Genomic DNA, 21489 nt, shown 5'->3' on the forward strand with positions numbered 1-21489 from the left:
TTTACTGCGCGTTGGCCGTGGCCGCGTCGGCGAGCCCCTGCTGGAGGGCCTTGACGTCCTTGCTGCTGATGTAGAGCCCGACCGCCTCGGTGATGGCGGCCAGCCACGGCTGGTTCACCGAGACGCCGTGCTGGACCGAGCCGGCCAGCTTGTTGTCCGACCAGTCCTTCAACGCGTCGGCGAGGTAGTCGGTGTAGAGGGACTTGTCGGCGTCGGTGCGCGCCGGGATGGAGCCCTTCTTCGGGTTGAAGGCGTCCTGTCCCTCCTTGCCGGCCGCGACCTTGAGCCAGGCGATGGCCCCGTCCCGGTGCTTGGCGCCCTTGGGCAGGGTGAAGCTGTCGGACAGCCACAGGTAGGTGCCCTCGGTGCCGGGGGCCGGCGCCCAGTCGAAGTCCGTCTTCGAGGTCTTGCCGAGGCCGCCCTCGGGCGGGTTGTGGAAGTAGCCGTAGGCCCAGTCGCCCATGATGTTGAACGCGGCCTGGCCGTCGGCCACCTGCTTGGCGGCGGGCTGCCAGTCGTCCTGCGGGTCGCCCGCGTACGACATGATCTTGTTGAAGCTCTCCAGGGCCTTGGCGACCTCGGGCCCGGCCCAGTTGCCGCCCGGCTTGAACAGCGCGTTGTAGGCGTCGGTGCCGAGGCTGCCGAGCAGGACGTTCTCCAGCAGGTGGGTGACGGTCCACTCCGAGCCGATGGACAGCGGGATCTTGCCCGTGGCCTTGACCTTCTCCAGCGCCGCGATGAACTCGTCGATCGTCTTCGGCGCGGCGGCGACGCCCGCCTCCTTGAGCACGCCCGGGTTGAACCAGAGCACGTTGGAGCGGTGGATGTTCACCGGCACCGAGTAGATCTTGCCGTCCACGCTGATCTGGTCCACGAGCTGCTGCGGGAAGACGTCCTTGAGCTTCAGCTCGTCGTAGAGGAAGGTGAGGTCCTCCAGGTTGCCCGCCTTGATGTAGCCCTGCAGCTCGGCGCCCGCGTGGCCCTGGAAGGTGTCCGGCGGCTGGCCGGCCTGGAGCTTGGACTCCAGCAGGGCCTTGGCCTTGTCGCCGGAGCCGCCCGCCACGGCGGCATCGAAGAAGGAGTAGCCGGAGTTCTGCTGCTCGAAGATCTTCCGCATCTCGGCGAGGCCGTCCGCCTCACCGGGCCCGGTCCACCAGGAGAAGACCTCGACCTGCTGCTTGCCGCCGCCGGCCGCGGGCTGCTGTGAGGACTCTCCGCCGCCGCCACCGCCGCACGCGGCTAATCCCAAGACTCCCGCCATCATGATCGAGGCGGCTGCCAACCACCGTCGCATCGCACACCATCCCTTCGAAGTCCCCCGAAGCAGGTGGTTCTTGACAACGTTGTCAACGGGGCTATCAACCCATCTCACCCAACGGGACGTCAAGGGATGAGGTGGTAACAGCTCCGCATACTCCCCCTGGCGCGGGCGCTTGTTCCTTGTCACTCCGGGGGGCGGGGCGCTCACGCTGGGCACACTTCCTGGCATGCCCGACGAGCCCCTGGAACTCGGCGAGATCTCCTTCTCGGACTGGCACGCCCACACCGGCAAACTGGCCGAGGTCGGCTTCCTCACCATCGCCAGGCGGCTGCCGTCGCTGGTGTCCCAGGCGATGGGCATCGCCTGGCGGGCCAGCCCGCGCGACACCGCACTGGCGATCACGCTCAACCTGCTCGGCGGGGTGTTCACCGCGTTCGGGCTGCTCGCCACGACCGGCGTGCTCACCGCGCTGTTCAGCGCGGGCCCGACCGCCGGCCGGGTGATGGCCGCGCTGCCCAGCCTGGCCCTGGTGGGCGCGGCGGCGGCGCTGCGCGCGGCCGTGCAGGCCTGCGCGGGCTGGGCGCAGTCCCGCCTCGACCCGCAGGTCAGCCGGCTCACCGAGGAGCGGCTGTACGGGCTGACCAGCCGCGTCGAACTGGCCGCCTACGACGACCCCGACTTCCACGACGCGCTCCAGCGGGCCCGGCTGCGCGGCGTGGCCATGGCGGACTCGGTGGTGTCGGCGACCGTGGACGTGCTGACCGCCGCCGTCGGCATCGCCGCCGTGGCCGGCGTGCTGGGCGTGCTGCACCCGGTGCTGCTGCCGCTGCTCCTGCTGGCGGTGCTGCCGGACGCCTGGGCCATGGTCCGCAGCGCCAAGATGCGCTACGCCACCCTGTACGCCCTCATCCCCGCCGCCCGCCGCAAGTGGATCATCGGCGAGCTGCTGGCCGACCGCGACCCGGCGGCCGAGGTGCGCGCGTTCACCATGCGCGGCTTCCTGCTGCGCATGTACGACGCGGTCGCCAAGGTCGAGCAGGACGTGATGCTCGGGCTGGCCCGGCGGCAGACGTACGCGCGGGTCGCGGGCGAGGCGCTGAGCGGCCTCGGCGCCGGCGCGGTCTACGTCGCGCTCGGCGTGCTGCTCGCGGTCGGAGCGATCCCGCTGGCCGTGGCGGGCACCGCGGTCCTCGCCATCCGGTCCGCCCAGCAGTCGCTGGCCACCCTGATGTACGCCACCAACCGCCTCTACGAGGAGGGCCTGTACTTCACCGACTTTCTGGAGTTCTGCGCCGACGCCGAGCGCCGGGTGCCGGGCAGCAGGACGACCCCGATGCCGGCCGGCTTCCAGCGCGTCATCGCCGCGAACGTCACCTTCACCTACCCCGGCGCGGAGGAGCCCGCGCTGCGCGAGGTGTCCGTCGAGATCAAGCGGGGCGAGATCGTCGCGTTCGTCGGCGAGAACGGCTCGGGCAAGACCACCCTGTCCAAGATCCTCGCCGGCCTGTACGAGCCCGACACGGGCACCGTCCACTGGGACGACACCGACCTGCGCGAGGTGGACCCCGACGAGCTGCGCCTGCGCACCGCCGTGATCGCCCAGGACCACACCCGCTGGCCGCTCGCCGCCCGCTACAACATCACCATGGGCACCGACAAGGGCGAGCCTGCCCTGCACTCCGCGGCGACGGTGGCCGGGGCCGACGAGGTGATCGCCGCCCTGCCGCACGGCTACCGCACCCTGCTCGACCGCCGCTTCAAGGACGGCCACGAGCTGTCCGGCGGGCAGTGGCAGCGCATCGCCGTGGCCCGCGGCTTCCACCGCGACGCCGACCTGCTCATCTGCGACGAGCCCACCGCCGCGCTCGACGCCCGCGCCGAGCACGCGCTGTTCGAGCGCATCCGCGACCATGCCGACGGCCGTACGGTGCTGCTCATCACCCACCGCCTGGCCAGCGTCCGCCTCGCCGACCGCATCTACGTGCTGGAGCACGGCCGGGTCACCGAGGAGGGCGACCACGACGCGCTCATGGCGAGGGGCGGGCTCTACGCCGACCTCTACACCCTCCAGGCCACCGCCTACCGGTGATCACGAGAGGGCGGCCTGGATCACCGCCCGCGCGATCGGCGCCACGGCGGCGGCCCGCGCGCCCGGCCCCTCCAGCACCACCCCGACGGCCACCTCGGGCTTGTCCGCGGGCGCGAACGCGGTGACGAGCGCCTGCTCCCGATCCGGGGGCGCGGACCTCGCCGCCTTGGCGGCGGCCTGGACGACGGGCAGCGCCGCGCCCGTCCCGGTGCCGCCACCCCGCGTCACCGTCGTCATCATCGCCGCCAGGTGCCTGGCCAGCGCCGGCGGCATCGCCACCCGCCACGGCGTGGGCACCGCCTGGTTGATCACGGAGCCGTCCGGCAGCCGCACCTCCTCCACCATGTAGGGCCGCATGAGCACCCCGCCGTTGGCGACCGCCGCCGACAGCATGGCGATCATGAGCGGCGTGGCCCGGTTGTCGTGGTGCCCGATGGCGGCGAGCGCCGTCTGCGCCCGGTCCATGCTCAACGGATACCTGCTGGGCGTGGCGGGCAGCGGGATCGCGAGCGGCCCCGCGTTGAAGCCGAACGCCTCCGCCTGGTCGCGCAGCAGGTCCTGGCCGAGCTGCAGCCCGATGCCGGCGAAGGCGGTCTCGCAGGAGACCTGGAAGGCGTAGATGAGGGTCGGGTGCGCGTCGTCGCAGCCGGGGTTGTTGCGCACGCTCTGCCGCCCGCCCGGCAGGGACAGCAGCGCCGGCGCGTCGAGCAGGCTGGAGGGGGTGTACTCGCCGGAGGACAGCGCCGCCGCCGTGGTGACCAGCTTGAACGTGGCCCCCGGCGGATAGGGCCGGTTCAGCGCCCGGTTCAGCAGCGGCCGGCCGGGGTCCTCCCTGAGCCGCCGGCCGGTCGCGTCGAGCACGTCCCGGTCGAAGGTGGTGAAGACGTTGGGGTCGTACGACGGGTACGACGCCAGCGCCAGCACCGCCCCCGTCGCCGGATGCAGCGCCACCACCGCCCCCGGCACCCCGGCCGCGAGCAGCCCCTCGTACGCCGCCCGCTGCGCCCGGTCGCTGATCGTCAGCCGGACGTCGGCCCCCTCGACCTCGCCCGCCCGCACCAGCGAGCGCACCTTGACCTGGGCGTCGGCGCCGGACAGCATGCCGTCCTCGGCCTGCTCCATGCCGGTGGCCTGGTGGAGCGCCAGATGCCCGGTGACGGCCGCGTAGACCGGGCCGTGCGGGTAGACCCGGCGGAACCGGTAGGGGCCGCCGCCGGAGGGGCGGCTCACGGCGACGGGCGTGCCGTCGTAGGTGAGGATGTCGCCGCGCGGGTGGGAGTAGCGCTCGATGAGCGGCCGCTCGTTCCTGCGGTCGGCGTTGAGGGCGGACGTGCCGAACGCCTGGATCACGGTGATCTGTCCCAGCAGCGCGAACAGCAGGCCGCCGCACATCAGGGCCACGCGGCCCACCGACTCGTTGATCCTCCCGGCCCGCGCTCCCGCCATGGGTCTCGGTCTAACAGCCGGAGCGCAAAGGGCCGGCTAGAGGAGGCTGCGGTAGTAGGAGATCTTGTGGTGGATGTAGTCCTGCCGTTCGATGAGGTTGGCGATCTGCTCCTGGACCTGCCGGTCGTGCTCCTCCAGCAGCTTGATCCGGTCGGGCACGGTGTGGTCGCCGGCGCGGACGAGCTCGGCGAAGCGGAGCATGGTGGCGATGGGCATGCCGGTCTCGCGCAGGCAGCGCAGCGTGCCCAGCCAGCCGATGTCCTCCTCACTGAACCTGCGCTGCCCGGCGGCGTTCCTGTCGACGCGCTCCAGCAGCCCGATCTTCTCGTAGTAACGCAAGGTGTCGAGGGAGAAGCCGGTCTCCTCGACGGCTTCGGCGGGGGTGTACACGCTCACCCCCTCAGGATTCCACCTGGAGCGTGCTCCAGGTCAACCGTTTGACATGGAGCGCGCTCCAGGTCTCAGAGTCTGAGCCATGAACTTCGCACTCGGGACGATCCCCTTCGGCACCAGCGTCGGCCTGGAGGACACCTTCGCCCTCCTCGACCGTTTCCACGAGGCGGGCGGCACCATGCTGGACACCGCCAACAACTACCCGTTCTGGGTCGAGGGCCGCACCGGCGACGAGAGCGAGCAGGCCATCGGGGCCTGGCTGGCCGCCCGCGGCAACCGCGACCGGATCTTCATCAGCACCAAGGCGGGCGCGCGGCCCACCGTGCCCGGCGACACCACCATGGGCTCGGCCGAGGGCCTGTCGGCCGCCGCCGTCGCGCGGGCGGCGGAGGGCAGCCTGCGCCGGCTCGGCACCGACCACATCGATCTGTACTGGGCGCACGTCGAGGACCGTTCGGTGCCGCTGGAGGAGACGCTGGGGGCCTTCGACGCGCTGGCGCGGGACGGCAAGATCGGCGCGGTCGGCGCGAGCAACACGGCCGCCTGGCGGCTGGAGCGGGCGCGCAGCGTCTCGGCGGCGCGGGGCTGGCTGCCGTACACGTACGTGCAGCTCCGCCACACCTACCTGCGCCCGCGCCCGCTCACCAGCCCCGCCGAGGCCGGGCACCGGCTGGCCACGGACGACATGCTCGACTATCTGGCCGCCGAGCCGGACCTGACCCTGTGGGCGTACAACACGCTGATGTTCGGCGCCTACACGCGCGACGACCGGCCGATCCCGGAGATCTACGACCACTCCGGCACCACGGCCCGGCTGGCGCTGCTGCGCGAGGTGGCAGGGGAGCTGGGCGCCACCCCGAACCAGGTGGTGCTGGCGTGGCTGATGGCCGACGGGATCGTGCCGATCGTGGGGGTGTCGACGATGGCCCAGCTCGACGAGGCGATCGGCGCGGCCGGGCTCAAGCTGGACGCGGAGCTGAAGGCCCGCCTGGACGCGCCCCGCTGACGTCCATCACGGCAGGTGGTCGGCTCAGGGCAGGTGGTCGGCGAGGTAGCGGCGGACGAGCTGCTTGCACTCGGCGATGAGCTGCGGGTCGCCCGCCGGGTCGGCGCGGAAGGCGAGCTTGAGCACCGCGTCGGTGGCCTCCACCGCGACCAGCAGCGCGCGGTCGAGACCGGGCCCGGCGGGGGCGTCCAGCAGCTCCCGGGTGAGCAGACGCAGCCGGTCGGCGACGATCTCGTTGTTGTCCCTGGCCTCGTCGAGCGCCCGGTGGGTGCCGGGGAGCGCGGGCCCGCCGGGGGCGATGAGCACCTCGCCGAAGTCCACGACGCCGAAGCCGGGGGTGGTGCGCTTCATGTGGACGAACTCGTCGACCGCGAGATCGACGAGGTCGGTCCAGTGGCCGAGGTCGGCGCCGGCGACGCGCTGCGTGATCCGCTCCAGGAACGCGTCGAGGTTGCGCAGCGCGAGCGCCCGCACCAGGGCCTGCTTGTCGCGGAAGAACTGGTAGAAGGTGCCGATGGGCACCTCGGCGCGGCGCGCGACCTCCTTGGTGGTGAGCGCGTCGTAGCCGGCCTCGTCGAGCAGCAGCGCGCACTCGTCGAGCATGCGTTCCACGCGGACCGCGCTGCGGCGTTGGGCGGGACGGCGGCGCAACACACTCGTCATGTCCCCCATCCTTGCGTATTACCTGCAGGTAGAGGGAATCCATGGTGACGGAGTTAACATGAGCCACACTCGCATCAACTGAGGAGCGCGCATGTTCCTGTGGGGCACCGCCACGGCCGCCTACCAGATCGAGGGGGCCGCCGACGAGGACGGCCGCGGCCCGTCCGTCTGGGACGTCTTCACCCACGAGCCCGGCCGGGTACGCGACGGCCACACCGGCGACGTGGCCTGCGACCACTACCACCGCTGGCCCGAGGACGTCGCCCTCATGGCCGGCCTCGGCGTCAACGCCTACCGCTTCTCCGTCTCCTGGCCCCGGGTGCTGCCGAGCGGCGCGGGAGAGGTGAACGCGAAGGGCCTCGACTTCTACGAGCGGCTGGTGGACGCCCTGCTGGAGAAGGGCGTCCAGCCGGTGCCGACGCTGTTCCACTGGGACCTGCCGCAGGCGCTGGAGGAGCGCGGCGGCTGGCTGAGCCGCGACACCGCCGCGCGCTTCGCCGACTACGCCGCCGTGGTGGCCGGGCGCCTGGCCGACCGGGTGCCGCTGTGGATCACGCTGAACGAGCCGTTCGTGCACATGGCCTACGGCTACGCCATGGGCGTGCACGCCCCCGGCCGGGCGGTGCTCACCGGGGCCCTGCCGGCCGCCCACCACCAGCTGCTCGGGCACGGCCTCGCGGTGCGGGCGCTGCGCGCGGCCGGGGCGCGCGAGGTGGCGATCACCAACAACTGCACCCCGGTGCGGCCCGCCTCCACGGAGGAGCCCGATCTGCGGGCGGCCGAGGCGTACGACATCCTGCACAACCGGCTGTTCCTCGACCCGGTGCTGCTGGGCGCTTATCCGGACCTGTCGGCGTACCCGCCGGGGATGGACTGCGTGCGGGACGGCGACCTGGAGGTCATCGCCGCGCCGATCGACGCGCTCGGCGTCAACTACTACAACCCCACCAGGATCGCCGCCCCGGAGGAAGGGGCCGGGCTGCCCTTCGCCGACGCCGGCCTGCCGGGCCACCCCACGACGGCCTTCGGCTGGCCGATCGTCCCCGACGGCCTGCGCGAGCTGCTCACCGGGCTCAAGGACCGCTACGGCGCGGCGCTCCCGCCGATCCACATCACCGAGAACGGCTGCTCGCAGGAGGACGTGCCCACCGAGGACGGCACGGTGGAGGACGAGGGCCGCATCGCCTTCCTGCGCGACCACATAGCGGCGATGCGGCGGGCCATGGCCGAGGGCGTGGACGTGCGCGGCTACTTCGTCTGGTCGCTGCTGGACAACTTCGAGTGGGCCGAGGGCTACCACCAGCGTTTCGGCCTGGTGCACGTGGACTACGCGACGCAGCGACGCACCCCGAAGGCGTCCTACCGGTGGTATGCGGAGTGGGTGCGGAGTCAGAACACCGACACGTGAACGTGGTCGTAGTGGTTGGCCGTGACGCCGCCGCGGTTGGACATCGGGTCCCAGCCGCCGCCTGAGCGGATGTCGTAGTAGCGCTGCTTCCAGATGATGTACATGACGCCGATGCGGGCGCCGTTGCTGATCAGCCAGGCGGCCAGGGCGTCGCCGTTGGCCGCGTCGGCGCCCGAGGCCATGGTGCCGCCGCGTGACATCATGAAGTCGCAGGCCCGGCCCTTGCCGTGCTCTCCGGGGTCGCCGGGGCGCAGGCAGCCGACACCGTACTTCATGGGGAAGTTCGCCATGATCTCGGCGCGGACCGCGACCATGCGCGGGGTCAGGCCGTCGGCGCCGCCGGGCTGCTGGAAACCGAATTTGTTGAGCAGGCGCTGGATCTCGTCGCGCTTGCTCTGCAGCCGCTTGATCTCCCTCTTCATCTTCTGGATCTTGTCGTTGGCGTTGAGCTTCGCCTCTTTCGACTTCTTGATCAGGCGCTGGATGCTCTTGACCTTCTCGGTGCGCTCGACGGCCATGTAGGAGAGGTTGGCGGCCTGGCCCAGGATCTGGTGGGGCTCGGCGCGCATGCCGAAGAGCTTGGTGGAGTCGAGCGGGCCCAGCATGTAGGAGGTCTGGGCGATCCGGCCCACGTCGGCCTGGGCGGCGCGGAGCTGCGCCTCGAGGTCGCCGCTGGTGTCGGTGGCCCTCTTGGCCTGGATCCTGATCTCCTCCAGACTCTGGATCTGGCCACGGTAGAGCTCGTTGAGCTGGGCCGCCTGCTTGGTGAGCCTGCGCAGCTCGGCGGGGCTGGGATCGGCGGAGGCGGGTGGCGCGCCGGAGAGGGTGAGCAGGCCGGCGAGGACGGCGACCAGAACGGCGACGCGCCCGGTTCTCACATCCGTCCCCTCCTTCATGGTCGGTCCGAAACTATAGAAGATGATCTTGTTATCTGTCATCCGAACGACCGAACTGCTGCACCTTTAGCGAGGTTCCGGCGATTTGTCGGATTTAAGGAGGACGTAAAAAGTTGGGCCTTGTAGGGAACGCTCCGACGGTCTGAGATGGCGGTCGAATCCGTCTCGCAAGGGGGGCAACAAGCGTGACTCGATTAACGACCCTCGCCTCGGCCGTCGTGCTCGGCGTGGCCACGGCCGTCGTGGCCCTGCCGGCCCAGGTCTCCGCGGCGCCGCTCCCGCCCTCGGACCGCATCGAGCTCTACGAGCTCGACAGCGCGCCCGGCACCGGGCAGACGCTCAGGGAGAAGGGCTTCGACGTCGTCCAGCAGCAGATCGAGGGGGGCAAGGAGCACGTCGAGCTGACCGCCGCCGCGGCCGGACTCGCCGGACTCAGGAAGCTCGGCTACAAGCCCGAGCCGGTACGCAACCCGCAGGGCCAGACCCAGCTCGAAGCCGCGAGGTCACAGGCGTCCGGCGGCTACACCGTCTGGCGGTCCTACTCGGAGCCCGGCGGCATCGCCGACCAGCTCAAGGCGCTCGCCAATGCCAACAAGGACGTAGTCAAGCTCCAGTCCATCGGCAAGACCCTGCGGGGGCAGGACATCCTCGCCGCCAAGGTGAGCACCGGAGCCAGGCTGCTGCCCGACGGGCTCAAGCCGGCCACGCTCTACTCCGCCACCCAGCACGCCCGCGAGTGGATCGCCACCGAGGTGGACATGCGGCTGCTGAAGTACGTCCTCGCCAACAAGGGACGGCTGCGCGACCTGCTCAACAGGACCGAGCTGTGGTTCGTCCCGGTCGCCAACCCCGACGGCTACGACTTCACCTTCACCGAGGGCAACCGCCTGTGGCGCAAGAACCTGCGCGACGTGAACGGCGACGGCCGGATCACCGTGGGCGACGGCGTCGACCCCAACCGCAACTACCCCACGAACTTCCACTACGACGAGGAGGGCTCCTCCAGCATCCCGAGCAGCGAGACCTACCGCGGCTCCGGCCCGGCCAGCGAGCCGGAGACCAGGGCGCTGGACGGGCTGCTCAAGCGCGTCGGGTTCGAGATGCAGCTCAACTACCACTCCTTCGGGCCGCTGCTGCTCTACCCCGCCGGCTTCCAGATCGCCACGCCCACGGCCGACAACCCGATCTACGAGGCGATCACGGGTGACGACGAGCATCCGGCCGTCCCCGGCTTCGACCCCGACCTCGGCGCCGAGCTCTACACCACCAACGGCGAGACCACCGACCACGCGCACTACACGTACGGCACGCTGGCCTGGACGCCGGAGCTCGACGAGGGCTGCGACGGCTGCGGCTTCGTCTTCCCCGACGACGAGGCCCTGGTGCAGGCGGAGTTCGAGAAGAACCTGCCGTTCGCGCTCGACGTGGCGAACTCCGCGGTCAACCCGGTCGAGCCGGTCAACCACCTGGGCAACACCACCCCCGACTTCGTGATGGACCCGTTCCAGGTCAGCTACGGCAGGGACCAGGTCGTGCAGGTCAACGCCAAGCGCAAGCTCGGGCCGGTGCTGCTCAACTGGCAGGTCAACGGCGGGCGTACGAAGACCGCGCTCACCGGCGAGTGGAAGGGCGGCGAGCGCTACGGCAAGGGCTACGACCGCTACTACCACTGGATGCGCGGCAAGATCACCGGGACGAAGCCGGGTGACCGGGTGAAGGTGTGGTTCAGCGCGATCGGCAAGAAGAGCGCCGACTTCACCTACACCGTCGCCTCCGACATCGGCGGCAAGGTGCTCGTGCTCGCCGCCGAGGACGTCACCGGGCTCAGCCCCGCCCAGGGCGCCACCGAGGCCAAGTACGCCGCCGCCTACACGGACGCGCTCACGGCCGCCGGGTACACCTCCGACGTCTACGACATGGACAAGATGGGCCGGGTGCCGCCGCATCCGCTCGGCGTGCTCAGCCACTACAAGGCGGTGGTCTGGGAGACCGGCGACGACGTCATCCCGAGGTCCCAGGGCCAGGTCCCCGGCACCACGTCCAAGGGCGGGGTGCAGACCGAGCTGGCCGTGCGCGACTACCTCAACGAGGGCGGCAAGCTGCTGCACGCCGGAAAGTACCCGTCGTACGCGGCCAACAACAACGGCGCCTACTACTACGAGCCGGACGCCGGCCAGCCCGACTGCACGGTCCCGAACGACCCGCCGTGCATCCCCGTCTTCAACGACTTCCAGCAGTACTACCTCGGCGCCTACGTCTTCTTCGACGACGCCGGCACCGACCACGACACCGGGCAGCCGTTCCCGCTGCGGGGCCAGGGCGGCGCGTTCGAGGGCTTCCAGGCCGGCCTGGAGCCGGGTCACACCAACTCGTTCGTGGCGACCTCGGCGATCCTGCCGGCCGCGCAGTTCCCGCTGTTCGCCAGTTCCGCCCAGGTCAAGTGGGTACGCCCCGGCGGCCCGTTCGACCCGCACACCGGCTCCTGGGACGTCTACAGCGGCATCGCCGACGTGGCGTGGAAGCGGCTGACGACGACCGTGGACCTCACCGGGAGGAGCAGCGGCGAGCTGACGTTCTGGACGTCGTACGACACCGAGGCCGACTGGGACTTCCTGACCGTGGAGGCGCGGACGGCGGGCGGCGACGACTGGACCACGCTGCCCGACGCCAACGGGCACACCAGCCAGAGCACCGGCGACAGCTGCCAGACCGCCAACAGCGGCGGCTGGCGCACGATCCACCCGTTCACGCAGCGCTACCAGGGCCCGGCCTGTGAGCCGACCGGCTCCTCGGGCGCCTGGCACGCGGCCTCGGGCAACTCGGCCGGCTGGCAGCAGTGGCGGATCGACCTGACCCCGTACGCGGGCAAGCGGGTCGAGCTGTCCATCTCCTACATCAGCGACTGGGCCACGCAGGGCGCGGGCGTCTTCCTGGACGACGCCAAGGTGACGCTGGACGGCGCGACGGCCGCGGAGACCTCCTTCGAGAGCGATCTCGGCGGCTGGGCCGTCGGGGCGCCGCCGGCCGGCACCTCGGTCTCCATCAACAACTGGTTCCGTACCGACCAGGTCTTCGAGGAGGGCGGCGGCATCGTCACCAAGGACACCGTCTACCTCGGGTTCGGCGTCGAGAGCGTGACCGACCAGGCGGCCCGTACGGACCTCGTCAAGCGGTCCTTGCGGCACCTGCTCGGCGAGCGGCGCTAGCGGCGGATCGCGGAGGGGCGCGGCGCGGGCCGCGCCCCTCTTGCGTGCACGAGCAGAACATGATTCGGTCGCCTTTGAGGCATACATCGCGCGTACCATGCCGTGTAAGCAAGCGGTTACTGATCACGTATTCGGTCAAGCAGGAGGCTCTCGACATGCGCCAGCACGACACGCTTTTCATCGGGGGCGAATGGGTGGCCCCCGCGGGCACCGGCACGATCGACGTCATCTCGCCCCACACCGAGGAGATCGTCGGCCGGGTGCCGGACAGCACCGCCGCGGACGTCGACCGCGCCGTCGCCGCCGCCCGCGAGGCGTTCGACCACGGGCCCTGGCCGCGCATGACGTTCGCCGAGCGGGCCGAGGTCATCGCCAGGCTGGCGGCGATCTACAACGAGCGGCAGAGCGAGATGGCCCAGCTCATCACCGAGGAGATGGGCTCGCCGATCACCTTCTCCAACCTCGCGCAGGCGCCGCAGCCGCTGGAGATGCTCAACTTCTACGCCGAGCTCGGCAGGACGTTCGAGCAGGAGGAGCAGCGGCCCGGCCTGTTCGGCCCGGTCACCGTGCGCCGCGAGCCGGTCGGCGTCGTGGCCGCCGTCGTGCCCTGGAACGTGCCCCAGTTCGTCACCATGACCAAGCTCGCGCCCGCCCTGCTGGCCGGCTGCACGGTCGTGCTCAAGCCCGCTCCCGAGACACCGCTGGACGCGTACCTGCTGGCCGAGTGGGTCGCCGAGGCCGGCGTGCCGGCCGGCGTGCTCAACATCGTGCCCGCCGGGCGCGAGGTCGGCGAGCACCTGGTCTCGCACCCCGGCGTGGACAAGGTCGCCTTCACCGGCTCCACCGCCGCCGGCCGCCGCATCGCCTCCATCTGCGGCGAGCAGCTCAAGCGGGTCAGCCTGGAGCTCGGCGGCAAGTCCGCGGCCATCATCCTGGACGACGCCGACCTCGCCTCCAGCATGGGCTTCCTGTCCCTGGCCTCGCTCATGAACAACGGCCAGGCGTGCGTGGCGCAGACCCGCATCCTCGCCTCGCGCAACCGCTACGACGAGGTCGTGGACGCCGTCGCAGGCATGGTCGCCGCCCAGCAGGTCGGCGACCCGGCCGACCCCACGACCGGCATCGGCCCGCTGGTCGCCAAGCGGCAGCAGGAGCGGGTCGAGGGCTACATCAGGATCGGCATGGACGAGGGCGCCAAGGTCGTGCTCGGCGGCCTCGACCGGCCCCAGGACCGCGGCTGGTACGTCGCCCCCACCGTCTTCTCCGGCGTCACCAACGACATGCGCATCGCCCGCGAGGAGATCTTCGGCCCGGTCCTGGCGGTGATCCCGTACGAGGACGAGGCCGACGCCGTCCGCATCGCCAACGACAGCGACTACGGCCTGGCCGGCACGGTGTGGACCGCCGACACCGAGCACGGCATGGACATCGCCCGCCAGGTCCGCACCGGCACCTACGGCGTCAACTGCTACATGCTCGGCGCGAACACGCCCTTCGGCGGCTACAAGTCCAGCGGCATCGGCCGCGAGCTCGGCCCCGAGGGCCTGTCCGGCTACCTGGAGTACAAGAGCATCGCCCGCCTGGGCTGAGCCCCTTCCGTGAGAAGCCGAGCCCTCGCGTGAGAAACGGCCCCACACCCCTTGGGTGCGGGGCCGTTCCCGTGCCGAAGGCCACCCAGCGCGCCCCCGCGACGCTGGGCAACCGCCTGACTACTGAAGTATGTCCCATGTCCAGCCCGTGGCCGGATTTCATCCCCAGGGACTTTCTCCCAGCGGTTTCCTTCCATACGCCTCAGTACGACGTGTATTACTCACGAAAAGTTCGAAGAGATCCATTTGCCGATCCGGCGGACGAGATCGGGGGTCGCCGCGGCCTCCGCGTGCCCGTACCCCGGCTCGATCCAGAGCTCCTTCGGCTCGCGCGCCCCGGCGTAGATCTGGTGCGCGTGCTCCAGCGGGAAGAACGTGTCGGCGTCCCCGTGCACGACCAGCAGCGGCACCGGCGCGATGAGCGCGGCGGCCTCGTACGGCGGCAGCGGCACCGGGTCCCACGGCCCGCGACGGATCCTGGTGCGCTTGACCACCCGCGCCGCGAACCGGCCCACCGGCTGCTCGATCGCCCAGTGGACCTGGCGCATCGGCCTGGTGCCCCGGTAGTACCAGCGGGCCGGGCCGCTCACCGCCACCACCGCGTCCACACCCCTGAGCAGCCCGGCATGGCGTACGGCCACCGCCGCGCCCATCGAGAAGCCGACCACCGCCACCTTCTCGTAGCCGATCGTCCGCGCGTGCCGGACGGCCGCCTCGACGTCCAGGATCTCCACGTCGCCCACGGTGGTCTCGCCGCCGGAGCGCCCATGGCCGCGGAAGTCGAAGGCGAGCACGCCGCCGTAGCCGCTCAGCACGTGCACGATGCGGCGGGCGCTCCGCTCCCGCCACGAGCCCGTGAAGCCGTGCGCCACCACGATCCCGACCCCGTTCCCGTCCGCGACGCCGGCGGGGCGGGGCGGGGTGTGGGCGGCGTCGATGCGGACGCCGTCCTCGGTCCTGAGCATGACGGGGAAGCTCGGCGCGAAAGGCATGGATTCGAGCTTAGGCGCGGCCCGCGCCCTGACCACGACCGGCGTCCCCGTCCCCCGGCGTGTCGCCCCTGCGCGGCGCGCCCAGGTCGGCCACGCCCAGCACGATCCGCACCCACGACTCCTCGGCCGCCCGTACGGCGTGCGGCACGTCGGAGATCAACACGCGGGCGCGGCTGGCCCGTACGCGCTCCCTCAGCGTGGCGGCCGGAAGGTCGGCGGGCACCGGGTAGGCCACGCCGCCCGCGGCGATCACCGCGTCCGTCGCCACCAGCAGGTCGGGCCCCACGGGCAGGCAGATGAGCACGGTGTCGCCGGTCCGCACGCCACGGCGGCGGAGCTGGACGATCGCGACGGCCGACCGCTCGTCGAGCTGCTCCTCCGTGAGCTTCAACCCGGTGTCCGCGTCCACGATCACGTAGCGCTCATCCATGCCGACCACCGTAGGGAGGGCGTCTCGTGCGTACATGGGGCGGAATATGCAAATCCCTATGCAGAAGGGCCCGACGCCTGCTCGGCCGCCCACACCGCGATCTGCGCCCGGGAGGTATAGCCAAGCTTCTCCATGATGTTGGCGATATGCCGGGCCACCGTGGCGGGGCTGATGACCAGCTCCCCGGCGATCGCCCGGTTGGACAGGCCACGAGTGAGCAGGCCGGCGATCTCCCGCTCGCGGGCGGTGAGCAGCGGGCGGCGTACCGGCTCGACCGGCACCGGCGGCTCCCGCCGCGGCTGCCGCTCGCCCTCCAGGACCCGGCGGGCGGCGTCGTCGGGGCCCATGACCCGGCCCCGCGACCACAGAGCCGCCGTACGGCCCTCGCCGAGCCGGCCGCGCGCCCGGCCCAGCAGCTCCTCGATGCGGAGCGTGGCGTGCTGCTGGCCGATGGATTCGCGCAGCGCCGCGGCCGCGGCGGCGGCCGGCAGCGCGCCCTCCAGGTCGCCCTCGCACTCCGCCAGCACCGACAGCCCCATCAGGCAGCGGGCCACGCCCTGGCGCTGGCCGGTCTCCCTGCTCAGCGCGAGGCTCGCGGCCAGCCGCCGCCGCGCGACGGCGAACTCCCCCAGCATCGCCGCCACCCGTCCGCCGTGGGCCAGGCAACGGGCCAGGTCGCCGTCGGCGCCCAGCTCGCGCAGCCAGGGGACGGCCATCTCGTACCTGGCCTTGGCCGTCACCAGATCGCCGCGGGCCTCGGCGACCGCGCCGAGCTGGGCGGCGGCACGGGCCATGATCCACCGGTGGCCGTGCTCGCGGGCGCGGACCAGGGCCTCCTCGCCGTGCCGCTGCGCCTCCCGCAGCCTGCCACGCGTCAGGGCCACCGCCGACAGCCCGGCCAGCCCCGCCGCCTGGTTCCACGGATCGCCCGTACGGGTGGCCACGGACAGCCCTTCCTCGGCATGACGTACCGCCTCGTCGGCGCGGCCCATGCGCAGCAGCACCACGACGACGAGACTGTGCATGACGCAGCGCGGGAACACGTCGTCCGGCGCGAGTCCTGCCAGGCTCTCCTCGGCCGCCTCCAGCGACCGGCTCAGCTCGTCACGCGCCTCCAGACCGTAGGCGAGATAAGCCTTGGCGTGGGCGACCTGCTCCGGCGGCACCGCCGACACGTCAAGCGACAGCAGCCGCTCGATCCAGTCGACGATCTCCGCGGGGTTGCCGCCCAGCGGCAGCAGGGCCGTACTGACGGTGCACAACCGCAGGCCCAGCCCCACGTCACCGGACTCGACGGCCCAGTCGAGCGCCGCCCGCTGGTCGTCCAGCAGGTTCCGGCTCACGGTCAGCGCCCGCAGCCGTTCCGGCCACGGCACGCCGCGGTCCACCATCTCGGTGGCGAAGAGGCGCTCCTGCAGCTCGCACATCACGCCGAGGTGCCGCGCGCGCAGCAACTCCCGCTCACCCGCCTGACGCAGCCGCTCCAGCGCGTAACGCTTGATGGTCTCCAGCAGCCGGTAGCGGGTGCGGCTCTCGTCACACAACACGAGCGACTTGTCGACCAGGCTGCCGAGCAGATTGACGATCTCCGCCTCGGCGACGGGCCGCCCCGCACACACCCGCTCGGCCAGCCCGAGATCGAACCCACCCGCGAACACCGCCAACCGCCGCAACACCACCTGCTCCTTGTAGGAGAGGAGGTCGTAACTCCACTCGACCGCCGCAAGCAGTGTCCGCTGCCGGGCAGGGGCGGCGCGTCCCCCCGTGGTGAGCAGGGAAAAACGGTCGTCAATGCGGTCAGCTATCTGACCAGGGCTGAGCAGGCTCGTACGAGCCGCCGCCAGCTCCAGTGCCAGCGGAAGCCCATCCAGCGCCCGGCACAGGCGTACGACATCGGCAATGCTCTCCGGCCCCAGCCGCGTCCCCACGGCCGCCGCCCGATCAAGAAACAACTGCACCGACTCCACCTCAACCACCCCACCCCACCTCCCCCACCCTTCATCACCCCCCTCACCACCGCCTTCACGACCCACATCCACCTGACCGCCCACACCCTTCTCGTCGCCCACCTCACCCGCCACACCACCGCCAGCGCCCACCGCCCTGAGCACCAAGCCCCTGTCAGCGCCCAGTGCCTCGCCGACGGCACCCGCACCGGCCCCCACCACCCGACACCCCGCAGCGCCATCGCCAGCCCCCACCGCCCCGCACGGCGTACCGCCACCGGCCCCCAGCGCCCCGCCTGCCGCGTCCCCGCCAGCGCCCACGACCCGGCCCGCCGCACCACCGCCAGCGCCGACCACTCCGCCCGCCACACCACCATCAGCGCCCGACACCTCACGAGCCACGCCCCCACCGGCCACGAGCGCCCCGCCAGCCGCGTCACCACCAGCGCCCACCACCCCGCCCGCAACCCCACTGCCAGCGCCCGCCACTCCGCGCGCCGCGCTCCCGCCGGTGCCCAGCACCTCTTCGCCGGGGTTCCCCGCGCCGCTCCGTGTCCCGCCGCCGACACCCCGCTCCGCGTCGCTCGCGGTCTCGCCACCACCAGCCGCCTCGCCCGGCCCTCCGCCGACCGGCCCTCCCCCTCCTAACCTCCCGCCGTCGCCGACGGCGGCAGCACCGGCTCCCCCTGGGGGCGCCTTGCCTGGTGGTGCCTGGCCTCGGTCGCCCGTACCGGCGGGGCCGAGTTCGCGTGTGGGAAGGGGCAGGGCGGCGGCGGGGACGGCGGCAGGGCCCAGGACAGGGGACGGGCCGGACTCGAGTTCTACATCAGCGTCGGGAAGGTCGAGCGGGGGGACGCGCCAGATCAGCTCGCCCGCGATCCGCAACGGCTCCCGGCTGGTGGCGAGCACGCTCAGCCGCGGGCAGGCGGCCACCAGCCCCGCCGTCACCTCGGCACAGGCGTCCACCAGGTGTTCGCAGTTGTCGAGCAGCAGCAGGCAACGCAGGTCGCGCAGCCGCGCCGTGACGGTGTCGAGCAGCGGCCGGCCGGTCTCGGCGCGCACTCCCAGCACGCGGGCGATCTCGGGGACGACCAGCTCGCCGCGCCCGAGCCGGGCCAGCTCGACCAGCCAGACACCGTCCGGGTACGAGCCCGTCAACCCCGCCGCGACCCGCAGCGCCAGCCGCGTCTTGCCGATGCCGCCCACCCCGCACAGGGTGACGACCCGCGTCCGCCCGAACAGCCCGCGCAGGTCGTCGAGGTCGCGCTCACGGCCGACGAACCGGTTGGGCTCTGCCGGAAGGTTGTGCCTGGGGGGCTCTGGCATGCGGTCACCCTGTGTCGCGGAAGGATCACACTCTCCCACAGTAGTGTCGCACTTTCACAAGCCGAGTGAGCTCACGATCGCCCGTTCGTCGACGACCCGCAGGAGCGGATCGCCGAGCAGCCGCCTGGCCAGCTCGTACGGCGCCACGACCACCGTGGCCCGCCTTTCCTTGGCGAGCACGCGGCACCCGACGAAGCTGGGGTCGTGGGCGACGACGACGTGGGCCCCCGCCATCATGGCCAGGTCGATGACGCGCAGGCCGCGGAAGGGCTCGCTGACCGCGCTGACGACGACGTCGTCCTTGTCGATGAGGAGCCGGGTGGCCAGCCGCCGCAGGTCGCCCGCGAGCTGCAGGTGGTCGAACACGCGCCCTCCGTCGAACGCGACGGCCGGCCCGGCGAGCGGCCCGAACTCGACGGCCCCGGCGGTCAGCAGGTCGCCGAACGGCCGGGTGCCCGGCTCGCGCTGGAAGGAGAAGATCTGCTCGACCTGTACGGCGGACGGGTCGAGCAGGCGCTGGGTGATCATCATGCGGGCCTTGCCCGTGTTGCCGAGCACGGTGACGCCGCCGGCCCAGGCCACGGCGTGGACGGCGACCGGCAGCGCGGCCCCGAGGGGCACGTCGACGAGCACGTGGTCGCCGGTCCGCAGGCCGTGGTGGCGCAGCCCGGCCGCGGCCCGCGTCACCCGCCGTACGAACGCCGCGTACGACAGCACCTCGCCGGTCCTGACGTCGCTCACCGCCGGATCGTCGCCCTTGGTCGGCGCCGACGCCGTCACCAGCTCTGTCCACGTCATGCCCGCCAATCTAGGGAGCGGGCCCGCGCTTGCCATGCGTACAAATGTGCAGCCGGTTATGTAGGTGCGGCCCACGGGCGGGTGGCGGAGCGTCCTGCGTCCGCGCGTGGCCACCGAAGGGAATCAACTAGAATTGTTTGGTCGCGAGTTCGCGCGGCCGCCCCCATCGACAAAGAGCGAGAATTCATCATGCCTCTGAACAGCCGCGACGACCTGCGGAACATCGCGATCATCGCGCATGTCGACCATGGCAAGACCACGCTCGTCGACGCGATGCTCTGGCAGTCCGGGGCCTTTCGCGCCAACCAGGACGTCGACGACCGCGTCATGGACTCCAACGACCTGGAGCGCGAGAAGGGCATCACCATTCTCGCGAAGAACACCGCCGTGCAGCACGGCGGGATGACCATCAACATCATCGACACCCCCGGTCACGCCGACTTCGGCGGCGAGGTCGAGCGCGGCCTGTCGATGGTCGACGGCGTGGTGCTGCTGGTCGACGCCTCGGAGGGGCCGCTGCCGCAGACCCGCTTCGTGCTGCGCAAGGCGCTGAGCGCGAAGATGCCGGTCATCCTCTGCATCAACAAGGTCGACCGTCCCGACGCCCGCATCAGGGAGGTCGTGGACGAGGTCTACGAGCTGTTCATGGATCTCGACGCCACCGAGGAGCAGATCGACTTCCCGATCGTCTACGCCTCGGGCAAGGCCGGCCGGGCCTCCATGAACCGTCCGGACGACGGCAGCATGCCCGACTCCGAGGACCTGGAGCCGCTGTTCGACATCATCAAGTCGACGATCCCCGCGCCCACCTACGACCCGAGCGCCCCGCTGCAGGCGCACGTCACCAACCTCGACGCCTCCTCCTACCTCGGCCGTATCGCGCTCTGCCGCGTCCACCAGGGCCAGATCCGCAAGGGTCAGCAGGTGGCCTGGTGCCGCACCGACGGCTCGATCCAGCGCGTCAAGATCACCGAGCTGATGATGACGGAGGCGCTGGAGCGCAAGCCGGCCGAGGAGGCGGGCCCCGGCGACATCATCGCCATCGCCGGCATCCCCGACATCATGATCGGCGAGACGCTGGCCGACCCCGAGGACCCGCGCCCGCTGCCGCTGATCACGGTGGACGAGCCGGCCATCTCGATGACGATCGGCACCAACACCTCGCCGCTGGTCGGCAAGGCCAAGGGCACCAAGGTCACCGCCCGCATGGTGAAGGACCGCCTGGACAAAGAGCTCGTCGGCAACGTCTCGCTGCGCGTGCTGCCGACCGACCGGCCCGACGCCTGGGAGGTGCAGGGCCGCGGCGAGCTGGCGCTGGCCATCCTGGTCGAGCAGATGCGCCGCGAGGGCTACGAGCTGACCGTCGGCAAGCCGCAGGTGGTCACCAAGGAGATCGACGGCAAGGTGCACGAGCCGGTCGAGCGGCTGACGGTCGACTGCCCCGAGGACTACCTCGGCGCGGTCACCCAGCTCCTGGCGGTGCGCAAGGGCCGCATGGAGCACATGACCAACCACGGCACCGGCTGGATCCGGATGGAGTTCGTGGTGCCGGCGCGCGGCCTGATCGGCTTCCGCACCGAGTTCCTCACCGAGACCCGCGGCACCGGCCTGGTGCACCACGTGTTCGACTCGTACGAGCCGTGGTTCGGCGAGCTGCGCACGCGCGCGAGCGGTTCGCTGGTGGCCGACCGTTCCGGCCCGGTGACCGCGTTCGCGATGCTCAACCTGCAGGAGCGCGGCGCGCTGTTCGTCTCCCCCGGCACCGACGTCTACGAAGGCATGATCATCGGGGAGAACTCCCGCTCCGACGACATGGACGTCAACATCACCAAGGAGAAGAAGCTCACCAACATGCGCTCCTCCACCTCGGAGGAGACCGAGAAGGTGATCCCGCCGCGCGTGCTGTCGCTGGAGCAGGCTCTCGAGTTCATCCGCGAGGACGAGTGCGTGGAGATCACTCCCGAGGCCGTGCGCATCCGCAAGGTCGTGCTCGACGCCGCCTCCCGCGCCCGCGCCACCGCCCGCGCCAAGCGCGCCTGA

Annotated in this window: 15 protein-coding genes; 6 read left to right on the forward strand and 9 right to left on the reverse strand. The window is 71.6% G+C overall.

What is annotated here, in order from left to right; genetic code table 11:
* Position 1 precedes the first annotated feature (1 nt).
* Entirely contained in the window at positions 2 to 1249 is a 1248-nt protein-coding gene (locus BMW85_RS06980) for an ABC transporter substrate-binding protein (protein ID WP_245774663.1), read from the reverse strand.
* Positions 1250 to 1487: 238 nt separating this feature from the next.
* Here BMW85_RS06980 and BMW85_RS06985 point away from each other — a divergent pair, with 238 nt between their 5' ends.
* Positions 1488 to 3350, forward strand: coding sequence for an ABC transporter ATP-binding protein (locus BMW85_RS06985; protein ID WP_091078323.1), 1863 nt, complete (start codon positions 1488 to 1490; stop codon positions 3348 to 3350).
* On the opposite strand, the gene BMW85_RS06990 is transcribed toward BMW85_RS06985, so the two are convergent.
* Positions 3351 to 4796, reverse strand: a complete 1446-nt coding sequence (locus BMW85_RS06990) for a penicillin-binding transpeptidase domain-containing protein (RefSeq protein WP_245774664.1) — start codon at positions 4794 to 4796, stop codon at positions 3351 to 3353.
* Between the two features lie 36 nt (positions 4797 to 4832).
* Entirely contained in the window at positions 4833 to 5192 is a 360-nt protein-coding gene (locus BMW85_RS06995; RefSeq protein ID WP_091078325.1) for a MerR family transcriptional regulator, read from the reverse strand.
* Positions 5193 to 5271: 79 nt separating this feature from the next.
* Between BMW85_RS06995 and BMW85_RS07000 the strand changes: the two genes are divergently transcribed.
* Positions 5272 to 6195, forward strand: a complete 924-nt coding sequence (locus BMW85_RS07000; protein WP_091078328.1) for an aldo/keto reductase — start codon at positions 5272 to 5274, stop codon at positions 6193 to 6195.
* A 24-nt stretch (positions 6196 to 6219) separates the two neighbouring features.
* Here BMW85_RS07000 and BMW85_RS07005 read toward each other — a convergent pair whose 3' ends face one another.
* Positions 6220 to 6867 carry a TetR/AcrR family transcriptional regulator gene (locus BMW85_RS07005; protein ID WP_397028277.1) on the reverse strand — a complete coding sequence of 216 codons (648 nt, stop codon included), beginning with the start codon at positions 6865 to 6867 and terminating at the stop codon, positions 6220 to 6222.
* Between the two features lie 82 nt (positions 6868 to 6949).
* Between BMW85_RS07005 and BMW85_RS07010 the strand changes: the two genes are divergently transcribed.
* On the forward strand, positions 6950 to 8266 hold the full coding sequence (locus BMW85_RS07010) for a GH1 family beta-glucosidase (protein WP_091078333.1): 1317 nt from the start codon (positions 6950 to 6952) through the stop codon (positions 8264 to 8266).
* Here the strand turns inward: BMW85_RS07010 and BMW85_RS07015 are convergent.
* A complete protein-coding gene (locus BMW85_RS07015) occupies positions 8248 to 9144 on the reverse strand; it encodes a coiled-coil domain-containing protein (protein ID WP_091078335.1) in 897 nt (298 codons plus the stop codon). The two genes, BMW85_RS07010 and BMW85_RS07015, sit on opposite strands and share 19 nt — an antisense overlap.
* Positions 9145 to 9347: 203 nt before the next feature.
* Here BMW85_RS07015 and BMW85_RS07020 point away from each other — a divergent pair, with 203 nt between their 5' ends.
* Both BMW85_RS07020 and BMW85_RS07025 read left to right on the forward strand, forming a co-directional pair.
* Complete coding sequence (locus BMW85_RS07020) at positions 9348 to 12368, forward strand: M14 family metallopeptidase (protein WP_245774665.1); 3021 nt, start codon at positions 9348 to 9350, stop codon at positions 12366 to 12368.
* A 155-nt stretch (positions 12369 to 12523) separates the two neighbouring features.
* Positions 12524 to 13957: an aldehyde dehydrogenase gene (locus tag BMW85_RS07025; RefSeq protein ID WP_091078339.1), complete on the forward strand. Its 1434-nt coding sequence runs from the start codon at positions 12524 to 12526 to the stop codon at positions 13955 to 13957.
* Positions 13958 to 14178: 221 nt separating this feature from the next.
* On the opposite strand, the gene BMW85_RS07030 is transcribed toward BMW85_RS07025, so the two are convergent.
* Genes BMW85_RS07030 through BMW85_RS07050 form a run of 4 tightly spaced genes read right to left on the reverse strand, consistent with a single transcriptional unit; the run spans position 14179 to position 19449 of the window.
* Entirely contained in the window at positions 14179 to 14949 is a 771-nt protein-coding gene (locus BMW85_RS07030; RefSeq protein ID WP_245774666.1) for an alpha/beta hydrolase, read from the reverse strand.
* 10 nt (positions 14950 to 14959) lie between these two features.
* A complete protein-coding gene (locus BMW85_RS07035) occupies positions 14960 to 15379 on the reverse strand; it encodes an AMP-binding protein (RefSeq protein ID WP_177240526.1) in 420 nt (139 codons plus the stop codon).
* Between the two features lie 56 nt (positions 15380 to 15435).
* Positions 15436 to 18651 (reverse strand): LuxR C-terminal-related transcriptional regulator, encoded by a 3216-nt coding sequence (locus tag BMW85_RS51820; protein WP_143082121.1) that lies wholly within the window; start codon positions 18649 to 18651, stop codon positions 15436 to 15438.
* Between the two features lie 54 nt (positions 18652 to 18705).
* Positions 18706 to 19449 (reverse strand): AMP-binding protein, encoded by a 744-nt coding sequence (locus BMW85_RS07050; RefSeq protein ID WP_177240527.1) that lies wholly within the window; start codon positions 19447 to 19449, stop codon positions 18706 to 18708.
* A gap of 189 nt (positions 19450 to 19638) precedes the next feature.
* Here BMW85_RS07050 and typA point away from each other — a divergent pair, with 189 nt between their 5' ends.
* Positions 19639 to 21489 (forward strand): translational GTPase TypA, encoded by a 1851-nt coding sequence (gene typA, locus BMW85_RS07055; protein WP_091078348.1) that lies wholly within the window; start codon positions 19639 to 19641, stop codon positions 21487 to 21489.

Origin of the sequence: Nonomuraea wenchangensis (assembly GCF_900111685.1) — a bacterium.
GTDB lineage: Bacteria > Actinomycetota > Actinomycetes > Streptosporangiales > Streptosporangiaceae > Nonomuraea > Nonomuraea wenchangensis.

What these genes read in the sequence shown, in the direction of transcription:
- BMW85_RS07000 (WP_091078328.1), top strand. Translation starts at nt 5,272, where the DNA reads ATGAACTTCGCACTCGGGACGATCCCCTTCGGCACCAGCGTCGGCCTG.
- BMW85_RS07005 (WP_397028277.1), bottom strand. Translation starts at nt 6,867, where the DNA reads ATGGGGGACATGACGAGTGTGTTGCGCCGCCGTCCCGCCCAACGCCGC.
- BMW85_RS06985 (WP_091078323.1), top strand. Translation starts at nt 1,488, where the DNA reads ATGCCCGACGAGCCCCTGGAACTCGGCGAGATCTCCTTCTCGGACTGG.
- BMW85_RS07010 (WP_091078333.1), top strand. Translation starts at nt 6,950, where the DNA reads ATGTTCCTGTGGGGCACCGCCACGGCCGCCTACCAGATCGAGGGGGCC.
- BMW85_RS07030 (WP_245774666.1), bottom strand. Translation starts at nt 14,949, where the DNA reads ATGCCTTTCGCGCCGAGCTTCCCCGTCATGCTCAGGACCGAGGACGGC.
- BMW85_RS07050 (WP_177240527.1), bottom strand. Translation starts at nt 19,449, where the DNA reads ATGACGTGGACAGAGCTGGTGACGGCGTCGGCGCCGACCAAGGGCGAC.
- BMW85_RS06990 (WP_245774664.1), bottom strand. Translation starts at nt 4,796, where the DNA reads ATGGCGGGAGCGCGGGCCGGGAGGATCAACGAGTCGGTGGGCCGCGTG.
- typA (WP_091078348.1), top strand. Translation starts at nt 19,639, where the DNA reads ATGCCTCTGAACAGCCGCGACGACCTGCGGAACATCGCGATCATCGCG.
- BMW85_RS07025 (WP_091078339.1), top strand. Translation starts at nt 12,524, where the DNA reads ATGCGCCAGCACGACACGCTTTTCATCGGGGGCGAATGGGTGGCCCCC.
- BMW85_RS07035 (WP_177240526.1), bottom strand. Translation starts at nt 15,379, where the DNA reads ATGGATGAGCGCTACGTGATCGTGGACGCGGACACCGGGTTGAAGCTC.
- BMW85_RS51820 (WP_143082121.1), bottom strand. Translation starts at nt 18,651, where the DNA reads ATGCCAGAGCCCCCCAGGCACAACCTTCCGGCAGAGCCCAACCGGTTC.